Genomic DNA, 20,131 nt, shown 5'->3' with positions numbered 1-20,131 from the left:
TGTCCTCCCCAGGTTCCCGGCCCTTCCCTGTCGGGGGAAGGAGGCGTATGCCGGGTGTTCCCGTGTTCGCCGGACGCTTCGCGGACAACGTCCGCTCCTGCAACCACCCTCAACATTGACCTGTAGGACGCATAAGGCCGCACCGGATGCCCCCTGCAGGAGTGCCCCACGGGCGCGATCGCGGGCATGGCCCGCTCCTGCATGCCGGGTCGATGGGTGTCGCCTCCTGCTTTCCGCTGCGGCCGTTACATCAACCGCGCCTTGAGCAACGGCCGCAGCAGGTAGTTCAACACGCTGCGCTTGCCGCTCAGAATGTCTACCTCGGCGACCATGCCGGGGATGATCGGCAGCACCTCGCCGTTGCGCATCAGCTGGCTGCCGTCGGTCTTGATCAGCACCTGGTAGTAGTACTCCTTGCCGTGCACCGTATCTTCTTCGATCGTGTCGGCGCTGATCTGTTCCAGGGTGCCCTTCAAATCACCGTAGATGCTGTAGTCGTAGGCGGTGATCTTCACCTTCGCCGCCATGCCCGGCACCAGGAAGGCCACGTCGCGCGGCTTCACCTTGGCCTCCACCAGCAGACGCTCCTCCACCGGGATCACCGCCATGATCGGCTCGCCCGGCTGCACAACGCCGCCGCGGGTGCTGATCAGCACGGTGTTCACCCGTCCGCGTACCGGCGAGAGGATTTCCGTGCGCCGCAGCTGGTCCTTGCGCTGCTGGACGATGGGTTCGATCTGCGCCAGCTGGGCCTTCTTCTCCTGACGCTCGGTGTAGGCATCCTGAAAGTAGCTGTTCTTCAACTCGGTGAGCTTGCCGCTCAGGGTGGCGATGTCCTGGCTCAGCTTGAGCGCCTCCATCTGACTCACCGCGCGGCGCTCCACCAGCGGTTTGACCAGCGCCAGCTGGCTCTGCGCCAGGCGAATCTGCTGCTGCAGCGAGCGGGTGTTTTCGTTGAGCTTGTCGCGTCGCGACTTGAACAGCTCGCGCTCGGAGCGCGCCACTGGTCCGTCAGCGGGCATGCCGTCGGGGAAGACGATGTGGTCCTGGCCCATCACTTCCGCGTCCAGCCGCGCGATGGCCGCGCCCAGCACCTCGGCCTGGTTCGCCGCCTCCTGCCAGGAGGTTTCGAAGTGCGTGCGATCCAGGCGTACCAGCGGCTGGCCAACCTGCACCAGCTCGCCTTCCTGGACCAGCAGGCGATCGAGGATGCCGCCCTCCAGGCTCTGGATCTTCTGCATGCGGCTGAACGGCACCACGCGGCCATCACCGCGAGTCACCTCGTCCAGCTGCGCCCAGGCCGCCCAGGCGATGGCGGCGATCAGGCTAAGCAGCAGCGCCCACAGCAACGGCCGGGAGACCGGATGGCTGGCGGCCAGCAGCGGGTCCTGCAGCTCGCGGCGCAGGCGTTCGGCGGCACGGGATTCACTGGCCATGGACGGCTCCTTCCTGTCCGGGAATCTGTACGGTGCGGTCCTTGACGATCTGGTCCAGGGTGCCGTCCATCACCACCTTGCCCTGGCTGAGCACCACGGCGCGGGTGGCCACGGCGAGCATGGTCTTCTTGTGCGTGGTCATCACCAGCGTGCGGCCTTCCAGCCAGCGCTGCAGATAGCCAATGACGTGCAGCTCGGTGCTCTGGTCAAAGGTCGCGGTGGGCTCGTCGAGCAGCACCACCGGCGGGTCCTGCAGCAGCACGCGGGCCAGCCCGACGGCCTGGCGCTGGCCGCCGGACAGGCTGCCGTTGCCCAGCAGCGGCAGGTCCAGCCCCAGCGGGTGCGAGCGGACGAAATCGCCCAGGCCGACGCCATCCAGCGCCTCGAACATCTCCTCGTCGCTGATCGCCGCGCCTTCCAGGTTGAGGTTGTCGCGCAGGGTGCCGTAGAACAGCGCCACGTCCTGCGGCAGGTAGCCAACGAAGCGACGGCGGTCGGATGGGTCGATCTGCGCGATCGACACATCGTCCAGCAACAGGCGGCCGGACTGCGCGTCATACAGGCCGGCGAGCAGGCGCAGCAAGGTGGACTTGCCCGCGCCGTTGCCGCCCAGCAGCGCGATACGCTCGCCGGGGCGGATTTCCAGCGCGGCGATGTCCACGGCCGGCGGGTTCTCGCCGTGCGCCAGCTTCAGGCCTTCCAGGCGGTAATGGCCGAACAGCCGCTCCTTGCGCACGAAGCGCTTGTCCTGCGGGCGCTCCATGGGCGCCTGCATCAATTGGTCGAGCCCTTCCATGGCGACCCTGGTGTGCTGCCAGCGGCCGAGGATGCCGGCAGCCTGGGACAGCGGCGCCACCGCGCGCGACGCGAGGATCGAGCAGGCCACCAGCGCACCGACGCTCAACTCCCCTTCGCTGATGCGGTACACGCCGAACACCACCACGCCGACGTAACAGAGCTGCTGGACAATGCTCGCGCCGTAGGACAGCGCAGTGGTCAGCGTATGGGTGCGCATGGCGTTGCCCGCCAGCTGCGCCGTGAGCGTTTCCCACAGGTGCAGGCAGCGTCCCTCGGCGCGCGTGGCCTTGACCGATTCGAGGTTCTCGATGGACTCCAGCAGGATGCCGTTCTTCACCGCGCCTTCGCGCAGGTTTTCCCGCGACAGCCGCGCCAGCTGGCGCTGGCAGAACAGCCCCGGGAGCAACATCAGCAGCGCTGCCACCGCAGGCACCCAGACCAGGTGCCCGCCGATCAGCGCAATGATCAGCAGGAACAGCAGCACGAACGGCAGGTCGCTGATCATCGCCGCGCTGGAGGCAGTGAAGAATTCGCGCACGCCTTCGAACTCGCGCACCTGGGTGCTGAAGGCGCCGACCGAACCAGGCTTGGCTGCCAGCCGGGTGTTGAGCACGCGTTCGAACAGCAAGGTGGAGAGCTGCAGGTCGATGCGCTTGCCCATGGTGGTCAGCAGATGCCCGCGCAGCCCGCGGATCACCCCTTCCAGCACGATGGCCAGGCCCACGCCGCTGGCGAGGATCCACAGCGTGTCCATCGCGGCGTTGGGCACCACGCGGTCATAGACCTGCATGGCGAACAGCGCCGAGGCGATTGCCAGCAGGTTCGCCATCATCGCCGCCATGGCCACTTCGAAGTAGGAGCGCCAGAGCTGCCGCAACGGGCCGAAGAACCAGTGCTGCGGCACGCGCCTGGCGAAGTCGCCGACGCGACCATCCGGCCGATAGCGGCACTTGGCGAAGATCGCCACGCCGCTGTAGCGGCGGTGCAGCTCGTCCAGCGCAATGCGCTCGGCGCCTCCGTCACTGTGCGGTACCAGCACGCTGGCGACGTCGCCATCGTGCTCGCACAGCACCAGCGTGCCGCCGTCTTCTAGCAGCAGCAGTGCCGGCAGCAGGTAGCTATCCATCTTCGCCAGCGCCAGGCGCTCCACCCGCGCCACGATATCAGCGCGGCGCAAGGCGCGGGGCACGAAGCGCAACGGCAGGCGGCCCTGGTGCAGCGGCATGCCTTCGCCCAGCTCCGCGAAGCCCAGCGGCCGCCCGAGCTGTCGGCATAGCAGGGAAAGCCCCTGGCGCAGCGGATCGGCCTCGGCTTCGTGTTCCGCCAGCAATACCACGTTGTCGGCGTTCATCAGGAAGCTCCCGCGGAGAGGTGATGTTCCAGCAGCGGCCCGAGCAGGCCGACCTGCGCGGCGGCGCGGTATTCCACGCGCTTGCGCTCGAAACGCAGGTTGGCCAGTTGGCGCTCGGCCTCGAAACGCTCGCGCTGGACGTTGAGCAGGTCGATCACGTCGCGCCGACCAACTTCGAACTGGTCGCGGTAGACGCCGCTGACATCACCGGACTCGCGGACCTGCTGGACCAGCGAATCCTGTCGCCAGCGCAGGGTGTCGTCGGTATCGAACAGGGTCTGCAGCTTGCGCTTGATGTCGCGCAGCATGGCGTCGCGGGTCCAGCGCGTGGACTCCAGGTGCTGCTGCGCGGCGGTGGGCCGGCGGAAATTGGACAGGCCCTCGAAGGTATCCATGCGCAGACGCAGCGACACCACCGAGTCGTTCTCCAGACGCCCGCCGATTTCCCGGCGTAGCGACGACGCCTCCAGGTTCACCTGCGGCAGCAGCGAGGCCTTGCTTTCGCGTAGCTTGGCCTCGGCCACTTCAGCGTCCTCGGCAGCCTTGCGGTACAGCGGGCTATCGAGAATCAGGTGGTTCATGTCGTTGCCGGCCAGGTAGCGTTGCATGGACAGCGGCTCCGGTTCGGCGAGGTCGGCCGGCGGCTTGCCGACCAGCACCTCGTATTGGTTGCGCGCGTCCTGCAGGCTGCCCTTCTCCAGGGCCAGCTGTTCCTGGGCGCGGGACAGTTCCAGGTTGGCGCGGTCCAGTTCGCTGCGGTCAGAGTAGCCATCACCGCCGCGCGCCCGGGTCATCTCGCGGATATCACCCAGGCGCTGGATGTGCTCGCGCACCGTCTCGATCCGAGCCTGGGCGGCGAGCACGTCGAGGTAGGTCTCGACGATGTCCAGGGCAGCATCCTCGCGGCTCACCAGCGTGTTTTCATCGAGCTGGCGATGGGTCGCCCTGGCGCTGTCCACCTTGCTCTTCATCTTTCCCCAGTCGAAGAGCATCTGGGAGGCGGTGACGTCGTAGACGACCTCGCCGAAGTCGAACTCGTTGGGTCCGCCGGATACGCTCACCTGCGGGTAATAACCGCCCTTGCTGATCTCCACATCGGTCTTGCCGCGCTCCGCTTCCGCTACCGCGGCACGAACTTCGGGGTGGATGGCGAGGCCTGCGCGCACGGCCTCCTCCAGGGTTTGCCCCTGGCCTGCGGTGCTTGCCAGCAGCAGGCCATACAACCAGGCGTTGCGTAGCGTCATGCAGTGCTTTCCTTCTCCCGGAAACGATGCCTCAGGACACGACGACGTGGACGGTGTTCTCCTCCACCAGCAGCGTGGTGTTGCCGAAGGTATAGACGTCATAGCTGATGCCGCTGTGGACCTGGTTGACCCCGGTGTCCACCGCTCCCTTCACGGTCAGGGTGTCGTTGGCGTCACCCGTGACCTGCAGGACATTGTTGGCATCGGTCACCGCGTCGACCTGGGCAGCGGTCAGCGTCAGGCTGCCGCCGGTATCGCCCTTGCCCATGTCGACCCGCTCGATGTTGGTCCAGGTACCGGTACCGACCGCGCCGTAGTTCAGGCTGATGCCGTGATCGAGCATGATCGTGTCGAACCCGGCACCACCGTCGATGCTCTTGAAGTTGGTAGTCTGCAGCTGGATGGTGTCGTTGCCGTCGCCGGCCTGCACGATGTCGTTGGTGCCCACGTGGAGGAACAGGTCGGCCCCGGCGTTGCCGTAGAAGTGCTCGGCGCTGCTGGTGCCCACCATCACGTCCGCCCCTGCCGTGCCGGTCACGCTGATCTCGCCGATGGCCAGGCTCAGGCCGGAGCCGGTGAGCGCCAGGCCGTAGGTCGAGCTCTGGTGCCCGGCCGCGTCGTAGGCCACCAGTTGCAGGCTCAGCTGGCTGCCGAGGTTGAGCAGCCCGGTGACCGACAGCCCGAGTTGGGCCAGCAGGTCCGGGGCCAGCAGGTTGATGGTGAAGTGGCCGGTGGCATCGACTATCGGGTGCAGCGTCACGTTCACCGCCGGCGTGATCACCTGCACCGCCAGGCTGCCGCCGGCGATCGCCGTGCCGCTGACGCCCAGTACCGGCGGCAGCAGCCCCACGGCCAGGGCGAGCCCGCCGATGGTCACGGTATTCTGCGTGAGCACGTTTTCCAGGTTGATCGCTGCCGCCGCGGAGCTGACGTTGCCGGCGGCATCGCGTGACGCCACCGAGATATTCGCATCGAGCAACTGGTCCCAGGTCAGCGCCATGCCAGTGAGACCCGCAAGCAGGTCCAGGGAACCGACGCCAGCGCTGCCAGCCGACAGCTCGGTGTGGGAGCTCAGGCCCGAGACGTTCACGTCCACCGTCAGCGTACTGTTGGCTTCGCCGGTGATCCCCAGCAGGTTGCCGACCAGGTTCAGCACCGGCGCGGTCGGCGCAACGGTGTCGACGGTGAAGTTCGCCGGGGTTGCCGTCAGCCCGCCGTTGACGTCGGCGGTGAGGGTCGCCGCCCCTTGCGGGATCACCCCGACACCGGCCGCTGGCAACACGGTGACCAGCGCCACCCCGGCGAGGATTTCCGCCGCAGTGAGCACATGGGCCTGGCTGTAGGTGTACCCGCCGGGACCGTTGTAGGTCAGGGTCAGCGTCTGCCCGGCACGCGCCCCGGCGGTCAGACCGACGCGCACCTGGATGCCGTCGGACAGCTCGGCCTTGTTGATGTAGCCATCGGCGGCTTCGGCGATGGTCAGTACCGGGCGGGTAAGGTCCGGCGCCTGGAGTTGGACCGCCGCGCCGACGTTGCCGGCGGCGTCCACCGCGTTGACCGTCAGCAACTGGCCGGCGGTCAGCGCCGGGCTGAGGTTGACCGTGAAGTTGCCGCTGCCGTTGGCCTGCACCGTGATCGGGTTGGCGGTGTCGCCATTGATGATCACCTTCACCGTGCTGTTGGCTTCGGCAATACCGGTGAGCAGCGTGCCGTTGGCCGTGACGCTCAGGCCGCTGGGCGCAACCGGCGCCACGCTGTCGATGCCCACGGTGGTCGCCACGCTGACGTTGCCGGCGGCGTCCTTGGCGGTGACGCTGACCTGGGTGTTGTTGGCCAGCGCCGTGCCCGGCGTGTAGCTCCAGTGACCGGTGGCATCGGCAGTGACCTGGGCGATGATCGCGCCACCCACCTTGAGGATCACCGTCGAGCCGATCTCCGCCGTGCCACTGAGCAGCGTGCCATTGCTCGGTGAAACCACCGGCGCGGGCGGCGCCACGGCGTCCACCGTGACGCTGGCGGCGACGCTGGTGTTGCCCACGGCATCCTTGGCGACCACGCTGACCTGGGTGTTGTTGGCCAGCGCCGTGCCAGGGGTGAAGCTCCATTGCCCGAGGGCGTTGGCCGTGACCTGGCCGATCACCGAGCCGCCAACGCTGAGAATCACCGTCGCCCCTGCTTCCGCAGTACCGGCCAGCACCGTGCCGTTGCTCGGGTTGATCACCGGCAGCGGCGGCGCGATGGCGTCTACCGTGGTGGTGGCGGCGACCACGCTGACGTTACCGGCAGCGTCCTTGGCCACCACGCTGACCACCACGCCGTTGGCGATGGGGGTCGTCGGGGTGAAGGTCCAGGCGCCATTGGCGCCGGCAGTGACCTGTCCGAGCAACGCGCCGTTGGCGCCACTGATGATCACCGTCGAGTTGGCCTCGGCGGTGCCGCTGAAGGTCACGCCGTTGCTGGCGGCGACCACCGGCGTATTCGGTGGGATACGGTCCACGGTAACGCTCGCGGCGACGCTGGTATTACCCGCCACATCCTTGGCCACCACGCTGACCACCACACCATTGAGCAGCGCGGTGCCGGGGGTGTAGCTCCAGTGCCCGGAGGCATCGGCGGTGACCGTGGCGATGGGCACGCCGGCCACGCTGAGTACCACGCTGGCGCCGGCTTCGGCGGTACCGGCCAGGGCGCTGCCGTTGCTCGGTGTCACCACCGGCGCCGTGGGCGCAACGGAGTCGACCACCACTACGGCGGCGGCGCTGACATTGCCGCTCGCATCGCGGGCAACGACGTTGACCACGGTGCCATTGGCCAGTTGTGTGCCAGGGGTGAAGGACCATGTGCCGTCGATGCCGGCAGTGACCTGGCCGATGGGCGCGCCGAGGCTGTTGGTGAGGATGATGGTGGCATTGGCCTCGGCCGTACCGCTGATGACCGTGCCATTGCTCGGCGTGATCACCGGGATGGCCGGCAGGTCGCTGTCGACCACCACGCTGGCCGAAGGTCCGACGTTACCGGCGGCATCCCGGGCAACCACCGAAACCTGCAGGCCATCGGCGACCGCCACGGTCGGCACGTATTGCCAGTTGCCGTTGGCATCCACCTTCACTTCGGCGAGGACGCTGCCGCCCACACTCAGGATGACCGTGGAGTTGGCTTCCGCCGTACCGGCGAAGACTGCGCCGTCGCTGGCCATCAGCGTCGGCACCAGCGGAGCGACGGCGTCGACGACGACGTTGACCACACCGCTGACGTTGCCGGCAGCATCGGTTGCGGTGACGCTGACCTGGGTGCTGTCGGTGAGCGGCGTGCCGGGTGTGTAGCTCCAGTGGCCGGTGGCGTCGACGTTGACGGTAGCGATGGTCAGGCCACCGACCTTGAGGGCTACCGAGGTGTTGGCCTCTGCTGTACCGCTGATGGTGTGGCCGTTGCACGGATCGACGGTGGGCGGGTTGGGCGCCAGGCTGTCGACCACGGTGGTCGCCGGGCCGCTGGTGTTGCCGGCGGCGTCCTGGGCCACGGCGTTCACCGTGGTGCCGTTGGCCAGCGCCGGGTTGGGCGCGAACTGCCAGTGGCCGGTGCCGTCGACCTGGGTGGTGCCGATCAGGTTGCCGTTGCCGTCGCGCAGGATGATCGTTGCGTTGATCTCGCCGGTCCCCGCCAGCGCGGTGCCGTTGCTCGGCTGGATGGTGGGTTGGGGCGGCGCCACGCTGTCCACCACGGTGGAGGCCGAGAGGCTGGTATTGCCGGCGGCATCCCGCGAGACGACATTGACCGTGGTGCCATTGGCCAGCGCGGTGGTCGGGTTGAAGGTCCAGTGGCCGGTGCCGTCGGCGGTGACCTGGCCAATGGTGTTGCCGCTGCCATCGGTGAGGATGACGGTGGAACCGGCTTCGGCGGTGCCCAGCAGGTGCGCGCCGTTGGTGGGGTTGATGGTCGGTTGCGGTGGCGCCACCGAATCCACGGTGGTGCTGGCCGCGCCGCTGGTGTTGCCGGCGGCGTCCCGCGCGACCGCATTCACCACGGTGCCATTGGCCAGCGGGCTGCCCGGCGTGTAGCTCCAGCGGCCGCTGCCGTCCGCCGTGACCTGGCCGATGGCATTGCCGTTTTCATCGGTGAGGATGACGGTGGCGTTGGCCTCGGCTGTGCCCGCCAGGGCGGTGCCGTTGCTCGGGTTGATGGTCGGCGCGTTGGGCGCGACGCTGTCGATGGTGGTGTTGACCGCACCGCTGGTGTTGCCGGTGGCATCCCGCGCCACGGCGTTGACCACGGTGCCATTGGCCAGCGGGCTGGTCGGCGTGAAGCTCCAGGCACCACCAGCGCTGGCCGTGGTCTGGCCGATCACATTGCCGTTGCTGTCGGTGAGCAGCACGGTGGCGTTGTTCTCCGCCGTGCCGTGCAGCTCGGTGCCATTGCTGGCAGCGATGGTCGGCGGCTGCGGCGCCACCGAGTCGATGGTGGTGCTGACGCTGCCGCTGGTGTTACCGGCGGCGTCCTTGGCGACAGCGTTGACCACCGCGCCATTGGCCAGCGCCGGGCTGACTGCGAGACTCCACGCGCCATTGCTGCCCGCGCGCACCTGGCCGATGGCATTGCCGTTGGAATCGGTGAGCAGCACCAGCGCGCCCGCCTCGGCGGTACCGGAGAGCTGCGTGCCATTGCTCAGGTTGATGGTCGGATTGGGCGGCGCGACGCTGTCCACCACGGTGTTGACCGACGAGCTCTGGTTGCCGGCGGCATCCACCGACACCGCGTTGACCTGAGTGCCATTGGCCAGCGGTGATGTGGGCGTGTAACTCCACTTGCCATTGCCATCGACGGTGACCTGGCCGATGGGATTGCCGTTGCCATCGGTGAGTACGATGCTCGAACCGATCTCGCCGGTGCCGCTGAGCAGCGCACCGTTGCTGGGCAGAATGGTCGGCGTGGTCGGCGCGGTGGTATCCACCACGGTGTTGGCAGTGGTGCTGGTGTTGCCGGCGGCGTCCTGGGCCACCGCATTCACCGTGCTGCCGCCCACCAGCGGCGGGTTCGGGGTGAAGCTCCACTGGCCGGTGCCGGAGTCGGCGACGACCTCGCCGATGGGGTTGCCGTTGCCGTCGGTGAGGATGACAGTGGCGCCCAGCTCGGCGGTGCCGGTGACCACAGTGCCGTTGCTGGCATTGACCACCGGTGCCGGCGGCGGCACCGAATCCACGGTGACGCTGCCGATCTGGCTGGCATTGCCGGCGGCATCCTGGGCCACGGCATTGACGACGGTGCCGTTCGCCAGGGGCGACGTCGGGGTAACGGTCCAGTGACCGGTACTGTCGGTGACTGTCTGGCCGATCGGATTGCCGGCGCCATCGGTGAGGATGACGGTACTCCCCGCCTCCGCCGTCCCGGCCAGAACCGTGCCGTTGCTGGCGTCTATCACTGGCGCATTCGGCGCCACGGCATCGATGGTGATGCTGGTCTCGCCACTGACGCGCGGGCCGTCCACCGTCACGGCGGAAATCTGCGCGCCGTTGGCCAGTTGCGTGGGCGGTGTCCAGCTCCAGTGGCCGCTACCGTCGGCGCTGACTTCGGTCAGTGTGGAGCCATTGCCGTCGAGGATGCGCACCAGGGCATTGGCCTGCGCCGTGCCACTGATCTCCGTGCCATTGCTCGGGTCGATGGTCGGGGCGGCGGGTAGTGTCACGTCAACTGTGGTGCTGGTCGGCAGGCTGATATTGCCCGCTGCGTCCTTCGCCACGGCATTGACTACTGTGCCGTTGGCCAGCGGCGTAGCGGGAGTGAAGCTCCAGTGGCCACCGGCATCCACCGTGACCTGACCGATCGAATTGCCATTGCCATCGGTGAGAATCAGCGTGCTGCCCGCCTCTGCCATACCGCTGAGCACATCACCATTGGTGATGCTGAGGGTCGGCGCGGCCGGCGGATCGGCATCGATGGTGACGTTGGTTGGCTGGCTGTTGTTGCCCGAGGCATCGGTGGCAACCACGCTGATCCCATCGCCGTTACCCGGCTGCGGGTTGGGCACGATGCTCCACTTGCCATCGCCATCCGCCGTGGTGCGGCCGAGCTCGATGCCGCCTTCGGTAACGACCACCACGCTCCCCGCCTCCGCGGTCCCGCTGATTACGCTGCCATTGCTCGGTGCAACCACCGGCGCAGCCGGCGGTACGGCGTCGATGACGATGGAGGCCACCGGGCTGGCGTTGCCGGCCGCGTCCTGGGCGACCACGTCGATGCGGGTGCCATCGGCCAGCGGCTGGTTCGGGGTGAAGGTCCAGTTGCCGCTGCCGTCGGTGGTGGCCTGGCCGATCAGCACGTTGTTGGCGTACACCAGGGTGATGGTGCTGCCGATCTCGGCGGTGCCGTGCAGCTCGATGCCATTGCTCGGGTTGATGGTCGGGGTGTTCGGCGACGTCGAGTCGACCACCACACTGGCGCTGCCGCTGGTGTTACCAGCGGCATCCTGGGCGATGGCGCTGACGGACGCGCCGTTGGCGACCGCCGTACCAGTGGTGAAGGTCCAGTGGCCGTCGGCGTTGACCACCGCGCGGCCGATCTCGCCGCCGGGCCCGCTGAGGATCACCGTGGTGCCGGCTTCGCCGGTACCGCTGAAGGTGGTGCCAGCGCTCGGGTCAATCTGCGGGGTGGGCGGCGCCACGCTGTCGACGCTGCCGCTGACTACTGGCGTGGTATTGCCGGCTGCATCGGTGGCCTGCACCGAGATGGCGGTGCCGTTGGCCAACTGGCTACCCGGCGTGTAACTCCAGTGACCGCTCGGGTCCACCACCACGCGCGCCACTTCGCTGCCGGCGACACTGACGATGACGGTGCTGCCGATCTCGCCGCTGCCACTCAGAACCGTGCCATTGCTCGGATCCAGAGTAGGTGTGCTGGGCGCCACGGCGTCCACCGTGACCTGCACCGGCGCCGCCTGGTTGCCGGCGGCATCGCGGGCGACGATGGTCACCAAGGTGCCATCGGCCAGCGACTGGTGCGGGGTGAAGGTCCAGTTGCCGCCCGCCCCGACCACCACCTGGCCGAGGGAATTGCCGGCAGCGTCGGTAAAGACCAGGGTGCTGCCCTCCTCGCCGGTGCCGCTCAGGGCAGTGCCGTTGCTCGGCGCGGCCACCGGGGCCGTGGGTGGCGTGCTGTCGACGGTGGCGCTGGTGCCGTTGCTGGGGTTACCGGCGGCGTCGGTCGCAACCACGGTCACGCTGGTGCCGTTGGGCAGCGGCGTGCTCGGGGTGATGCTCCAGTTGCCGCTGCCATCGGCGGTGGTCTGGCCGACCGGGTTGTTGTTGCCGTCGGTCACGGTGACGGTGCTGCCCGGCTCGGCGGTGCCGCTGATGCTGGTGCCATTGCTCGGGTTCACCACCGGGTCGGCCGGCGGCGTGCTGTCCACGGTCACCGTAGTGGTACCACTGCGGTTGCCCGCCGAGTCCACGGCGACCACGCTCAGGGTCGTGCCATCGGGCAGCGGGCTGCTCGGTGTGTAGCTCCAGGTGCCATTGGCACCCACCGGCACCTCGGCGATCACCTGGCCGTTGGCGGAGATCACCACCACCTGGGCGTTGGGTTCGGCGGTACCGCCCAGTTCGCTGCCGGAGCTGGGAGTGACCACCGGTGCGGCCGGCGGCTGGGCGTCCACGGTGACGGCGGCCGTACTGCTGGAATTGCCGGCGGAATCCACCGCCTGCGCCAAAATCTGCGTGCCGTTGGGCAGCGCCGGCTGCGGTGCGAAGCTCCAGTGACCGGTGCCGTCGGCGGTCACCTGACCGATCACGTTGCCGCCCGCATCGCGCAGGATCACGGTGGCGCCCACCTCGGCGGTGCCGCTGAACAGCTGGCCGTTGCTGGGGTCGATCACCGGCGTCGGCGGCGGCACCGAGTCCACCGTGGTGCTGGCTGGCTGGCTGCTGTTGCCGGCCGCGTCGGTGGCGGTGACTTTGACCACGGTGCCGTCAGGCAGCGGCGTGGCGGGCGTGTAGGTCCACTGGCCGCTGCCGTTGGCAGTGGTCTGGCCGATGGGATCGCCGTTGCCATCGGTGAGGGTCACCGTCGAACCGGCCTCGGCGCTGCCGCCCAGGCTGGCGCCGGTGCTGCCGTTGACAGTCGGCGTGGCCGGCGGCACAGCGTCCACGGTGCCGCTGACCGGCACGCTCTGCTGGCCGTTGGCGGGATCGACGGCTACCACCTGGTACTGGGTGCCATCGGGCAGCGGCGAAGTGGGCGTGACAGTCCAGTTGCCGTTGCCATCGGAGGTGGTCTGGCCGATCACGTTGCCATTGCTGTCGCTGACAATGATCTCGTGGTTCGGCGCGGCGGTGCCTCTGATGGTTTCGCCGTTGCTCGGCGTCGGGTCAGGCGGCGCGGTAAGGCTGTTGTCCACCGTGGTAGTGCTTTCCGCCCCGGTGTTGCCGGCGGCGTCGCGCACCACGAAGTGCAGGACGAAACCATTGGGCAGACGCTGGGCAAAGGTGAAGGCCCAGGTGCCGTTGTTGCCTACGGCGGCATCGCCAAGCAGGTTGCCGCTGGCGTCATAGATCATCACCGTGCTGCCCGGCTCGGCAGTGCCGGAAACCTGGTCACCATTGCTCGGATTGGGATCGGCCATGCCCGGTGGCTGCGAGTCCACCACGGTCTGCGCCGGCTGACTGGTGTTGCCGGCGGCGTCGCTGGCGGTGGCGCGCACCTGGGTGCCGTTGGCCAGCGGGCTGTCGGGGGTGAAGCTCCAGTGCCCGGTGCCGTCGGCGGTGACCTGGCCGATGGGGTTGCCGGCGCCGTCGGTGAGGGTCACCTTGGCGCTCGCTTCGGCGGTACCCTGCAACTCGGTGCCGTTGCTGGCGTCGATGGTCGGCGCGGCGGGCGCCCGGTTGTCCACCGTGGTGCTGGCCGCGCCGCTCTGGTTGCCGGTGGCGTCCACCGCCACCGCCGAGACCTGGGTGCCATTGGCCAGCGGCGAAGCCGGGGTGAAGCTCCATTGCCCGGTCACGGCATCGGCCGTTACCTGGCCGATCAGGTTGCCGGAGCCGTCCTTGAGGATGACCGTGGCGCCGGCCTCGGCGCTGCCGGTGAGGGTCACGCCATTGCTGGCATTGACCACCGGGGCGGCCGGCGCGGCGGAATCCACCGTGACGCTGGCAGGCCCGCTGGTGTTGCCGGCGGCGTCCTGCGCCACGGCGTTGACCAAGGTGCCATTGGGCAGCGCGCTGGTCGGAGTGAAGGTCCAGTGGCCGGAGCCATCGGCGCTGACCTGGCCGATGGGATTGCCGTTGCCATCGGTGAGAATCACCTTGGCATTGGCTTCGGCAGTGCCGCTGATGGCACTGCCGTTGCTGACATTGACCACCGGCGCCGGCGGCGCCACGGAGTCCACGGTGGTGGTCACCGCCGTACTCTGCGCGGCGCCGCTGGTCGCCACCGCGTTGATCACCGTGCCATTGGCCAGCGGCACGCCCGGCGTGAAGCTCCAGTGGCCGGAGCCATCGGCGGTAACCTGTCCGATGGGATTGCCGTTGCCGTCGGTAAGAGTGACCGTCACACCGGCCCCGGCAGTGCCGCTGATAACCGAGCCATTGCTCGGGTCCAGCACCGGCTGCGCGACGATGCCCGAATCCACCGTGACCTGCGCTGGCTGGCTGACGTTGCCCACCGCATCGGTGGCAGTGACTTTCACCAGCGTGCCATTGGGCAACGGCGAGCTGAAGCTGAACTGCCACTGACCACTGCCATTGGCGGTGGTCTGGCCGATCACCTGGCCAGCGGCGTTGAGCAGCAGCACGGTGGAACCAGCCTCGGCGCTGCCGCTGAACAGTTCGCCATTGCTCGGGTTGATGCTTGGCGTTCCCGGAGCCTGCGCATCCACGGTGGTCTGCGTGGCGCCGCTGGTATTGCCGGCAGCGTCCTGGGCAACCACTTTGACCACAGTTCCATCGGCCAACGCGGCGCTGGGCGTGAAGCTCCAGTGGCCAGTGCCGTCCGCCGTGGTCTGGCCGATGGCGACGCCCGCACCGTTGGTGATGATGACCTTGGCGTTGGCTTCCGCGGTGCCGCTGAGTACCTGGCCATTGCTGGCTGCCACGGTCGGAGCCGCGGGCGCGATGGCATCAACGGTGACCTGGGCCGCCTGGCTTTCGGTGCCAGTGCCGTTCACCGCAGTGGCCTTGACCACCGTGCCGTTGGCCAGCGGCGCGCCGAGAGTGAAGCTCCAGTGACCGGTGCCATCGGAGTGGGTAGTGCCGATCAGATTGCCGCTAGCATCGAGCACGCGGATGGTCAGGTTGGCCCCGGCGGTGCCATGGATCACCGTGCCGTTGCTCGGGTCGATCACCGGCGGCGGAACGGCACTGGCGTCCACCGTGGTGCTGGTGGAAGGGCCGGTATTGCCCACCGCATCGGTCGCGGTGACATTCACCACGCTGCCGTTGGGCAGCGGCGAAGTCGGTGTGAAAGACCACTGGCCGGTGCTGGCGTCCGCCGTGACCTGGCCGATCACCTGGCCGGAGGCATTGGTCAGGGTGACGGTGGCGCCGGCCTCGGCGGTGCCGCTGAAGGTGGAGCCGTTGCTCGGGTTGACGGTCGGAGCAGCGGGCGGTTGTGCGTCCACCGTGGTCTGCGCCGGCTGGCTGTCGTTGCCGGCGGCATCCTCGGCAACCACCTTGACCACGGTGCCGTTGGGCAACGGGCTCGCCGGCGTGAAGCTCCAGTGACCGCTGCCATCGGCGGTGGTCTGGCCAATCGCGTTGCCGTTGCCATCGGTGATGATCACCTTGGCGTTGGCCTCGGCAGTACCGGCCAGCGTGTGACCGTTGCTGGCGTCCACAGTCGGAGTCGGCGGCGCGACGGCATCCACCGTGGCCTGGGCGGCCTGGCTCTGGGTGCCGACCGAGTTTTCGGCGATGGCCTTGACCACGGTGCCATTGGGCAGCGGAGAACCGGGGGTGAAGCTCCAGTGCCCGGTGCCATCGGAGGTGGTCTGACCGATGGGGTTGCCGTTGGCGCCCTGCAGGATGATGGTCAGGTTGGCGCCGGCCGTGCCATGGATCACCGAACCGTTGGTGGGGTCGATCACCGGTGGCGAGACGGCATCGCCATCCACCGTGGTGGAGGCCGGCGCGCTGGTGTTGCCCGCCGCATCGGTGGCCGTGGCCTTGACCACGGTGCCATCGGGCACCGGCGTGGTCGGGGTGAAGGACCAGCGTCCGGTGCTCGGGTCGGCAGTTACCTGGCCGATCACCTGGCCGGCAGCGTTGCTCAGGGTGACGGTGGAACCGGCTTCGGCGGTGCCGCTGAAGATATCGCCGTTGCTCGGGTTGATGGTCGGCGCAGCAGGCGCCTGGGCGTCCACGGTGGTCTGCGCCGGGCCGCTGGTGTTGCCGGCCGCGTCCTGGGCGACCACCTTGACCACGGTGCCATCCGGCAGTGCGCTGGCCGGAGTGAAGCTCCAGTGACCGCTGCCGTCGGCGGTGGTCTGGCCGATCGGCGCACCGGCGCCGTTGGTAATGATGACCTTGGCGTAGGCTTCCGCCGTACCGCTCAGCTCGTGGCCGTTGCTCAGCGCTACAGTAGGCGCCGGCGGCGCCACCGAGTCGACGGTCACCTGTGCGGCACTGCTCTGGGTGCCGGCACCATTCTCGGCGATGACGTTCACCACCGTGCCGTTGGGCAGTACGCTGCCGGGCGTGAAGCTCCAGTGGCCGCTGCCGTCGGAAGTGGTCTGGCCGATGAGGTTGCCGTTGGCGTCCTGCAGGATAATGGTCAGGTTGGCGCCGGCAGTGCCGTGGATCACCGAACCGTTGCTCGGGTCGATCACCGGTGGCGCGACCACCGACGAATCCACGGTGGTGCTGGCCGGGCCGCTGGTATTGCCCGCCGCGTCGGTGGCGGTGGCGTTGACCACGGTGCCATTGGGCAACGGGCTGCTCGGGGTGTAGGTCCAGTGGCCGGTGCTCGGGTCGGCGGTGACCTGGCCGATGGGCTGCCCTGCCCCGTTGGTCAAGGTCACGGTGCTGCCCGGCTCGGCGGTGCCGTTGAGCACCGCGCCGTTGCTCGCATCGATGGTCGGCGCGGCGGGCACCTGGGCATCCACGGTGGTCTGCGCCGGCTGGCTGGTATTGCCGGCGGCGTCCTGGGCCACAACTTTCACCACCGTGCCATCGGGCAGCGGCGCGGCCGGCGTGTAGCTCCAGTGGCCGCTGCCGTCAGCAGTGACCTGGGCGATGGGATTGCCGTTGCCGTCGGTGATGATCACCTTGGCGTTGGCCTCGGCGGTGCCGGCCAGCATGTGGCCGTTGCTGGCATCCACGGTCGGTGCCGGCGGCGCGACGGAGTCCACGGTGATCTGCGTGGGCTGGCTCTGACCGCCCGCCCCGTTCTCGGCGATGGCCTTCACGACTGTGCCGTTGGGCAGCGGAGTCGCCGGGGTAAAGCTCCAGTGGCCGGTGCCGTCGGAGGTGGTGGTGCCGATCTGTGCGCCATTGGCGCCCAGCAGGACGATGGTCAGGTTGGCCCCGGCGGTGCCGTGGATCTCCGTGCCATTGCTCGGGTCGATCACCGGCGGCGAGATGATGCTGGAGTCGATGGTAACGGGCGTGGGCTGGCTGACGTTGCCGGCGGCATCCACCGCCACCACCGACACCACGGTGCCGTTGGGCAGCGGCGTGGCCGGGGTGAAACTCCACTGGCCGCTGCCATTGGCGGTCGCTTCGCCGATCACGTGGCCCTGGCTGTCCAGCAGCTTGACGGTGGAGTTGGGCTCGGCGCTACCGCTGAACACTTCGCCATTGCTCGGGTTGACCGTTGGTGCGCCGGGCGCCACCGCATCGACGGTGGTCTGCGCCGGGCCGCTAGTGTTGCCGGTGGCATCCTGCGCCACCACTTTCACCACCGTGCCATCGGGCAACGGCGCGGACGGCGTGAAGCTCCAGTGGCCGCTGCCATCGGCGGTGGTCTGGCCGATGGGATTGCCGTTGCCATCGGTGATGATCACCTTGGCATTGGCCTCAGCGGTGCCGGCCAGCGTGTGGCCGTTACTCAGGTCCACCGTCGGCGCGGGCGGAGCCACGCCATCGATGGTGGTACTGGCCGAACCGCTGACGCCCTGCGGGCCGCGGGCAACGGCGTTGACCACGGTGCCATCGGGCAGCGGCGTGATCGGGGTGAAGCTCCAGTGACCGTCGCCCCCTACCACGGCGACACCGATCAGCGTGCCCTGGGCATTGCTCAGGTAAATCGTGGTACCGAGGGTGCCGGTGCCCTGCAGGATGTGGCCGTTGCTCGGATCGATCACCGGCGCCGGCAGGTTCGGGTTGGGCGCGTTGACATAGGCTATCTGGCTGGTATTGCCGGCGGCGTCATGGACGATGATAGAGACGATCTGCCCGGCCGGCAGCGGCGAATTCAGGGTGATGTTGAAGCGCCCGTCCGCACCGACCTGAACGGTCAGGTCCGGCACGCCGTCGTTGTTCAGGTCGATGGACAGCGTGCTGCCGGCTTCGGCCACGCCACTGAGGGTCTCGCCATTGGCGCTGATCGCCAAATCGTGGGCGGCATCCGGCGGCGTGGTGTCGGTTGCGGTGACCACAGTGGCCGGGCCAGTGTTGCCGGCTGGGTCGGTGGCAGTGACCGAGACGCTCTGCCCGGCATTCACCGGGTTCGGCAGGTTGATCTGGAAATGCCCGTCGGAGCCGGCCACACCAGTGGCATCAGGAATGCCGTCGCCATTGGTATCCACCTTCACAGTGGAGCCCGGCTCGGCAGTGCCGCTGATGGTGTGGCCGTTATCGGAAATGCTCACATCGCCGGGCGCGCCGGGCGCGGTGGTGTCCGGCGCGGTGACGGTGGTACCGGAACTGCTGCTGCCATTGGGGCCGCGCACCACGACGGTGACGCCTTCGCCGTTGTTCAGCGGCGGGTTGACCGGGATCTGGAAGTTGCCATTGCCATCCACCGGCGCGGTGTAGTCCGGCTTGCCATCGCCGTTGACGTCCACTTCGACCGTGGTACCCGGCGCAGCGCGACCGGCGATCACGCTGCCGTCGGGGCTGACCGTGACGCCGGTCGCCGGCGACGGCGCGGGGTCGCTGCCACCGCCACCACCGCCCCCGCTACCGCCGCCACCGCTGTTGCTGGCGATCGCGGCGCCACCGGCGATTACCGCAGCGCCCGCGAGAATGGTTCCCGCCGTCCCCAGCCCGGCAATCCCACCCGCGGCGCCCGCAGCGCCTGCCGTGGCACCGGCCTCGGCGCTGGTGAGGGACTCGAAGCCCGCATCGATCGGCTCGTCTGCGTATGTGGCGGTCAGGGTGCCGTCAGCGGCAACGGTGGGGTCCAGGTCGGTCACCACCAGGTCGCCGTTCTCGTCCACCAGGTAGAGCTGGCTGGGCGGCTGGTTTTCGGCGAAGAAATTGGCGATGCGGATGGTCTCGCCATCCTTGAGATGGACCACGAGGTCGGCGCCTACCTGCTGGTAGCTGGCGACCGCATCGGCGGTGACGTCCAGGGCCACGTTGCTGGCCTGCTGGAGAACGATGCTTCCCTGTACCGTCTGCTGCGTCGCGGTCGCTACCTCTGCCTGAGATGCCACGACCTTCGCCTGGATCGCCATGCTGACTTCCTCTGACCATACGTTGTTGTTTGTTTATGGTCTGAAAGAAATAGCAGCTTCTCCAAAGTGCGCCGGAAGTGCTCCGGAAAGCTCTTGGACAAAGGGATTAATCGAAACGTAGTAACCGGCAATCCGGCGTGGAAGTTCAGACTTTATTTACCAGCGGCAGATATAAGCGCCAATAGCGCCGCCCCTGATTCACGACGATTAATTGACACACCGCGCAAGAGCCGCCATATCGGGCCAGACGTAGAATGACTGGAAAGCAATCAGCTGACTTGGGCGCCGACCGGCACCACTGACAATATTCAGTCGCTCGTTTCATATTCGCCGATCACTTACACGCCTGTAATCCACAGACTACAGAGTGACCGTTCGTCGGATCGTATCGCGCCATAAATCCTGTCCAGCCGGGCAGACCTTCCGGAGCCCCGGAATCAGCCAGCAGGCCCGTCACAGAGCGAAGCGGCAGCCCCGGCGGCGAGACATGCAAAAATGAATGTAAAAAGCCCTATCCCCTGCCGCGCGAGCAAGAAATCGACGCCACTCAAGTAGCCTGGTCTGAACTTTACGCATCGTCCGGAGAATGTCCGGTATGCCGTCTGATCAGCTGACGTGCTATCGGAAAACTTGAAAAGGATCAGGCCGGGATAATCTGCCAATCGGAGTAACGGCGCAGATAACGGATGACATCCGCAGC

4 protein-coding genes are annotated in these 20,131 nt (G+C 68.0%); all 4 read right to left on the bottom strand.

What is annotated here, in order from left to right:
- Window positions 1–245 precede the first annotated feature (245 nt).
- From AC1ZV1_RS14160 to AC1ZV1_RS14145, 4 genes are read right to left on the bottom strand one after another with little or no spacing between them, the layout of a single operon-like run.
- Window positions 246–1,436 (bottom strand): beta-barrel domain-containing protein, encoded by a 1,191-nt coding sequence (locus tag AC1ZV1_RS14160; RefSeq protein ID WP_484297298.1) that lies wholly within the window; start codon window positions 1,434–1,436, stop codon window positions 246–248.
- Window positions 1,426–3,585, bottom strand: coding sequence for a type I secretion system permease/ATPase (locus tag AC1ZV1_RS14155; RefSeq protein ID WP_484297297.1), 2,160 nt, complete (start codon window positions 3,583–3,585; stop codon window positions 1,426–1,428). The genes AC1ZV1_RS14160 and AC1ZV1_RS14155 overlap by 11 nt, the downstream gene beginning before the upstream one ends.
- Complete coding sequence (locus AC1ZV1_RS14150) at window positions 3,585–4,829, bottom strand: TolC family protein (protein WP_484297296.1); 1,245 nt, start codon at window positions 4,827–4,829, stop codon at window positions 3,585–3,587. The genes AC1ZV1_RS14155 and AC1ZV1_RS14150 overlap by 1 nt, the downstream gene beginning before the upstream one ends.
- 31 nt (window positions 4,830–4,860) lie before the next feature.
- A complete protein-coding gene (locus tag AC1ZV1_RS14145; RefSeq protein WP_484297295.1) occupies window positions 4,861–19,431 on the bottom strand; it encodes an Ig-like domain-containing protein in 14,571 nt (4,856 codons plus the stop codon).
- Window positions 19,432–20,131: the final 700 nt, after the last annotated feature.

The sequence above is a fragment of the Pseudomonas sp. BB438 genome (assembly GCF_057180225.1).
Note: the sequence above shows the minus strand (reverse complement) of the source record. Positions and strands in the feature narration are given on the sequence as shown.

Excerpts from the sequence above, each read along its gene's own strand:
- AC1ZV1_RS14160 (WP_484297298.1), bottom strand. The coding sequence starts at position 1,436 with ATGGCCAGTGAATCCCGTGCCGCCGAACGCCTGCGCCGCGAGCTGCAG.
- AC1ZV1_RS14155 (WP_484297297.1), bottom strand. The coding sequence starts at position 3,585 with ATGAACGCCGACAACGTGGTATTGCTGGCGGAACACGAAGCCGAGGCC.
- AC1ZV1_RS14150 (WP_484297296.1), bottom strand. The coding sequence starts at position 4,829 with ATGACGCTACGCAACGCCTGGTTGTATGGCCTGCTGCTGGCAAGCACC.
- AC1ZV1_RS14145 (WP_484297295.1), bottom strand. The coding sequence starts at position 19,431 with ATGGCGATCCAGGCGAAGGTCGTGGCATCTCAGGCAGAGGTAGCGACC.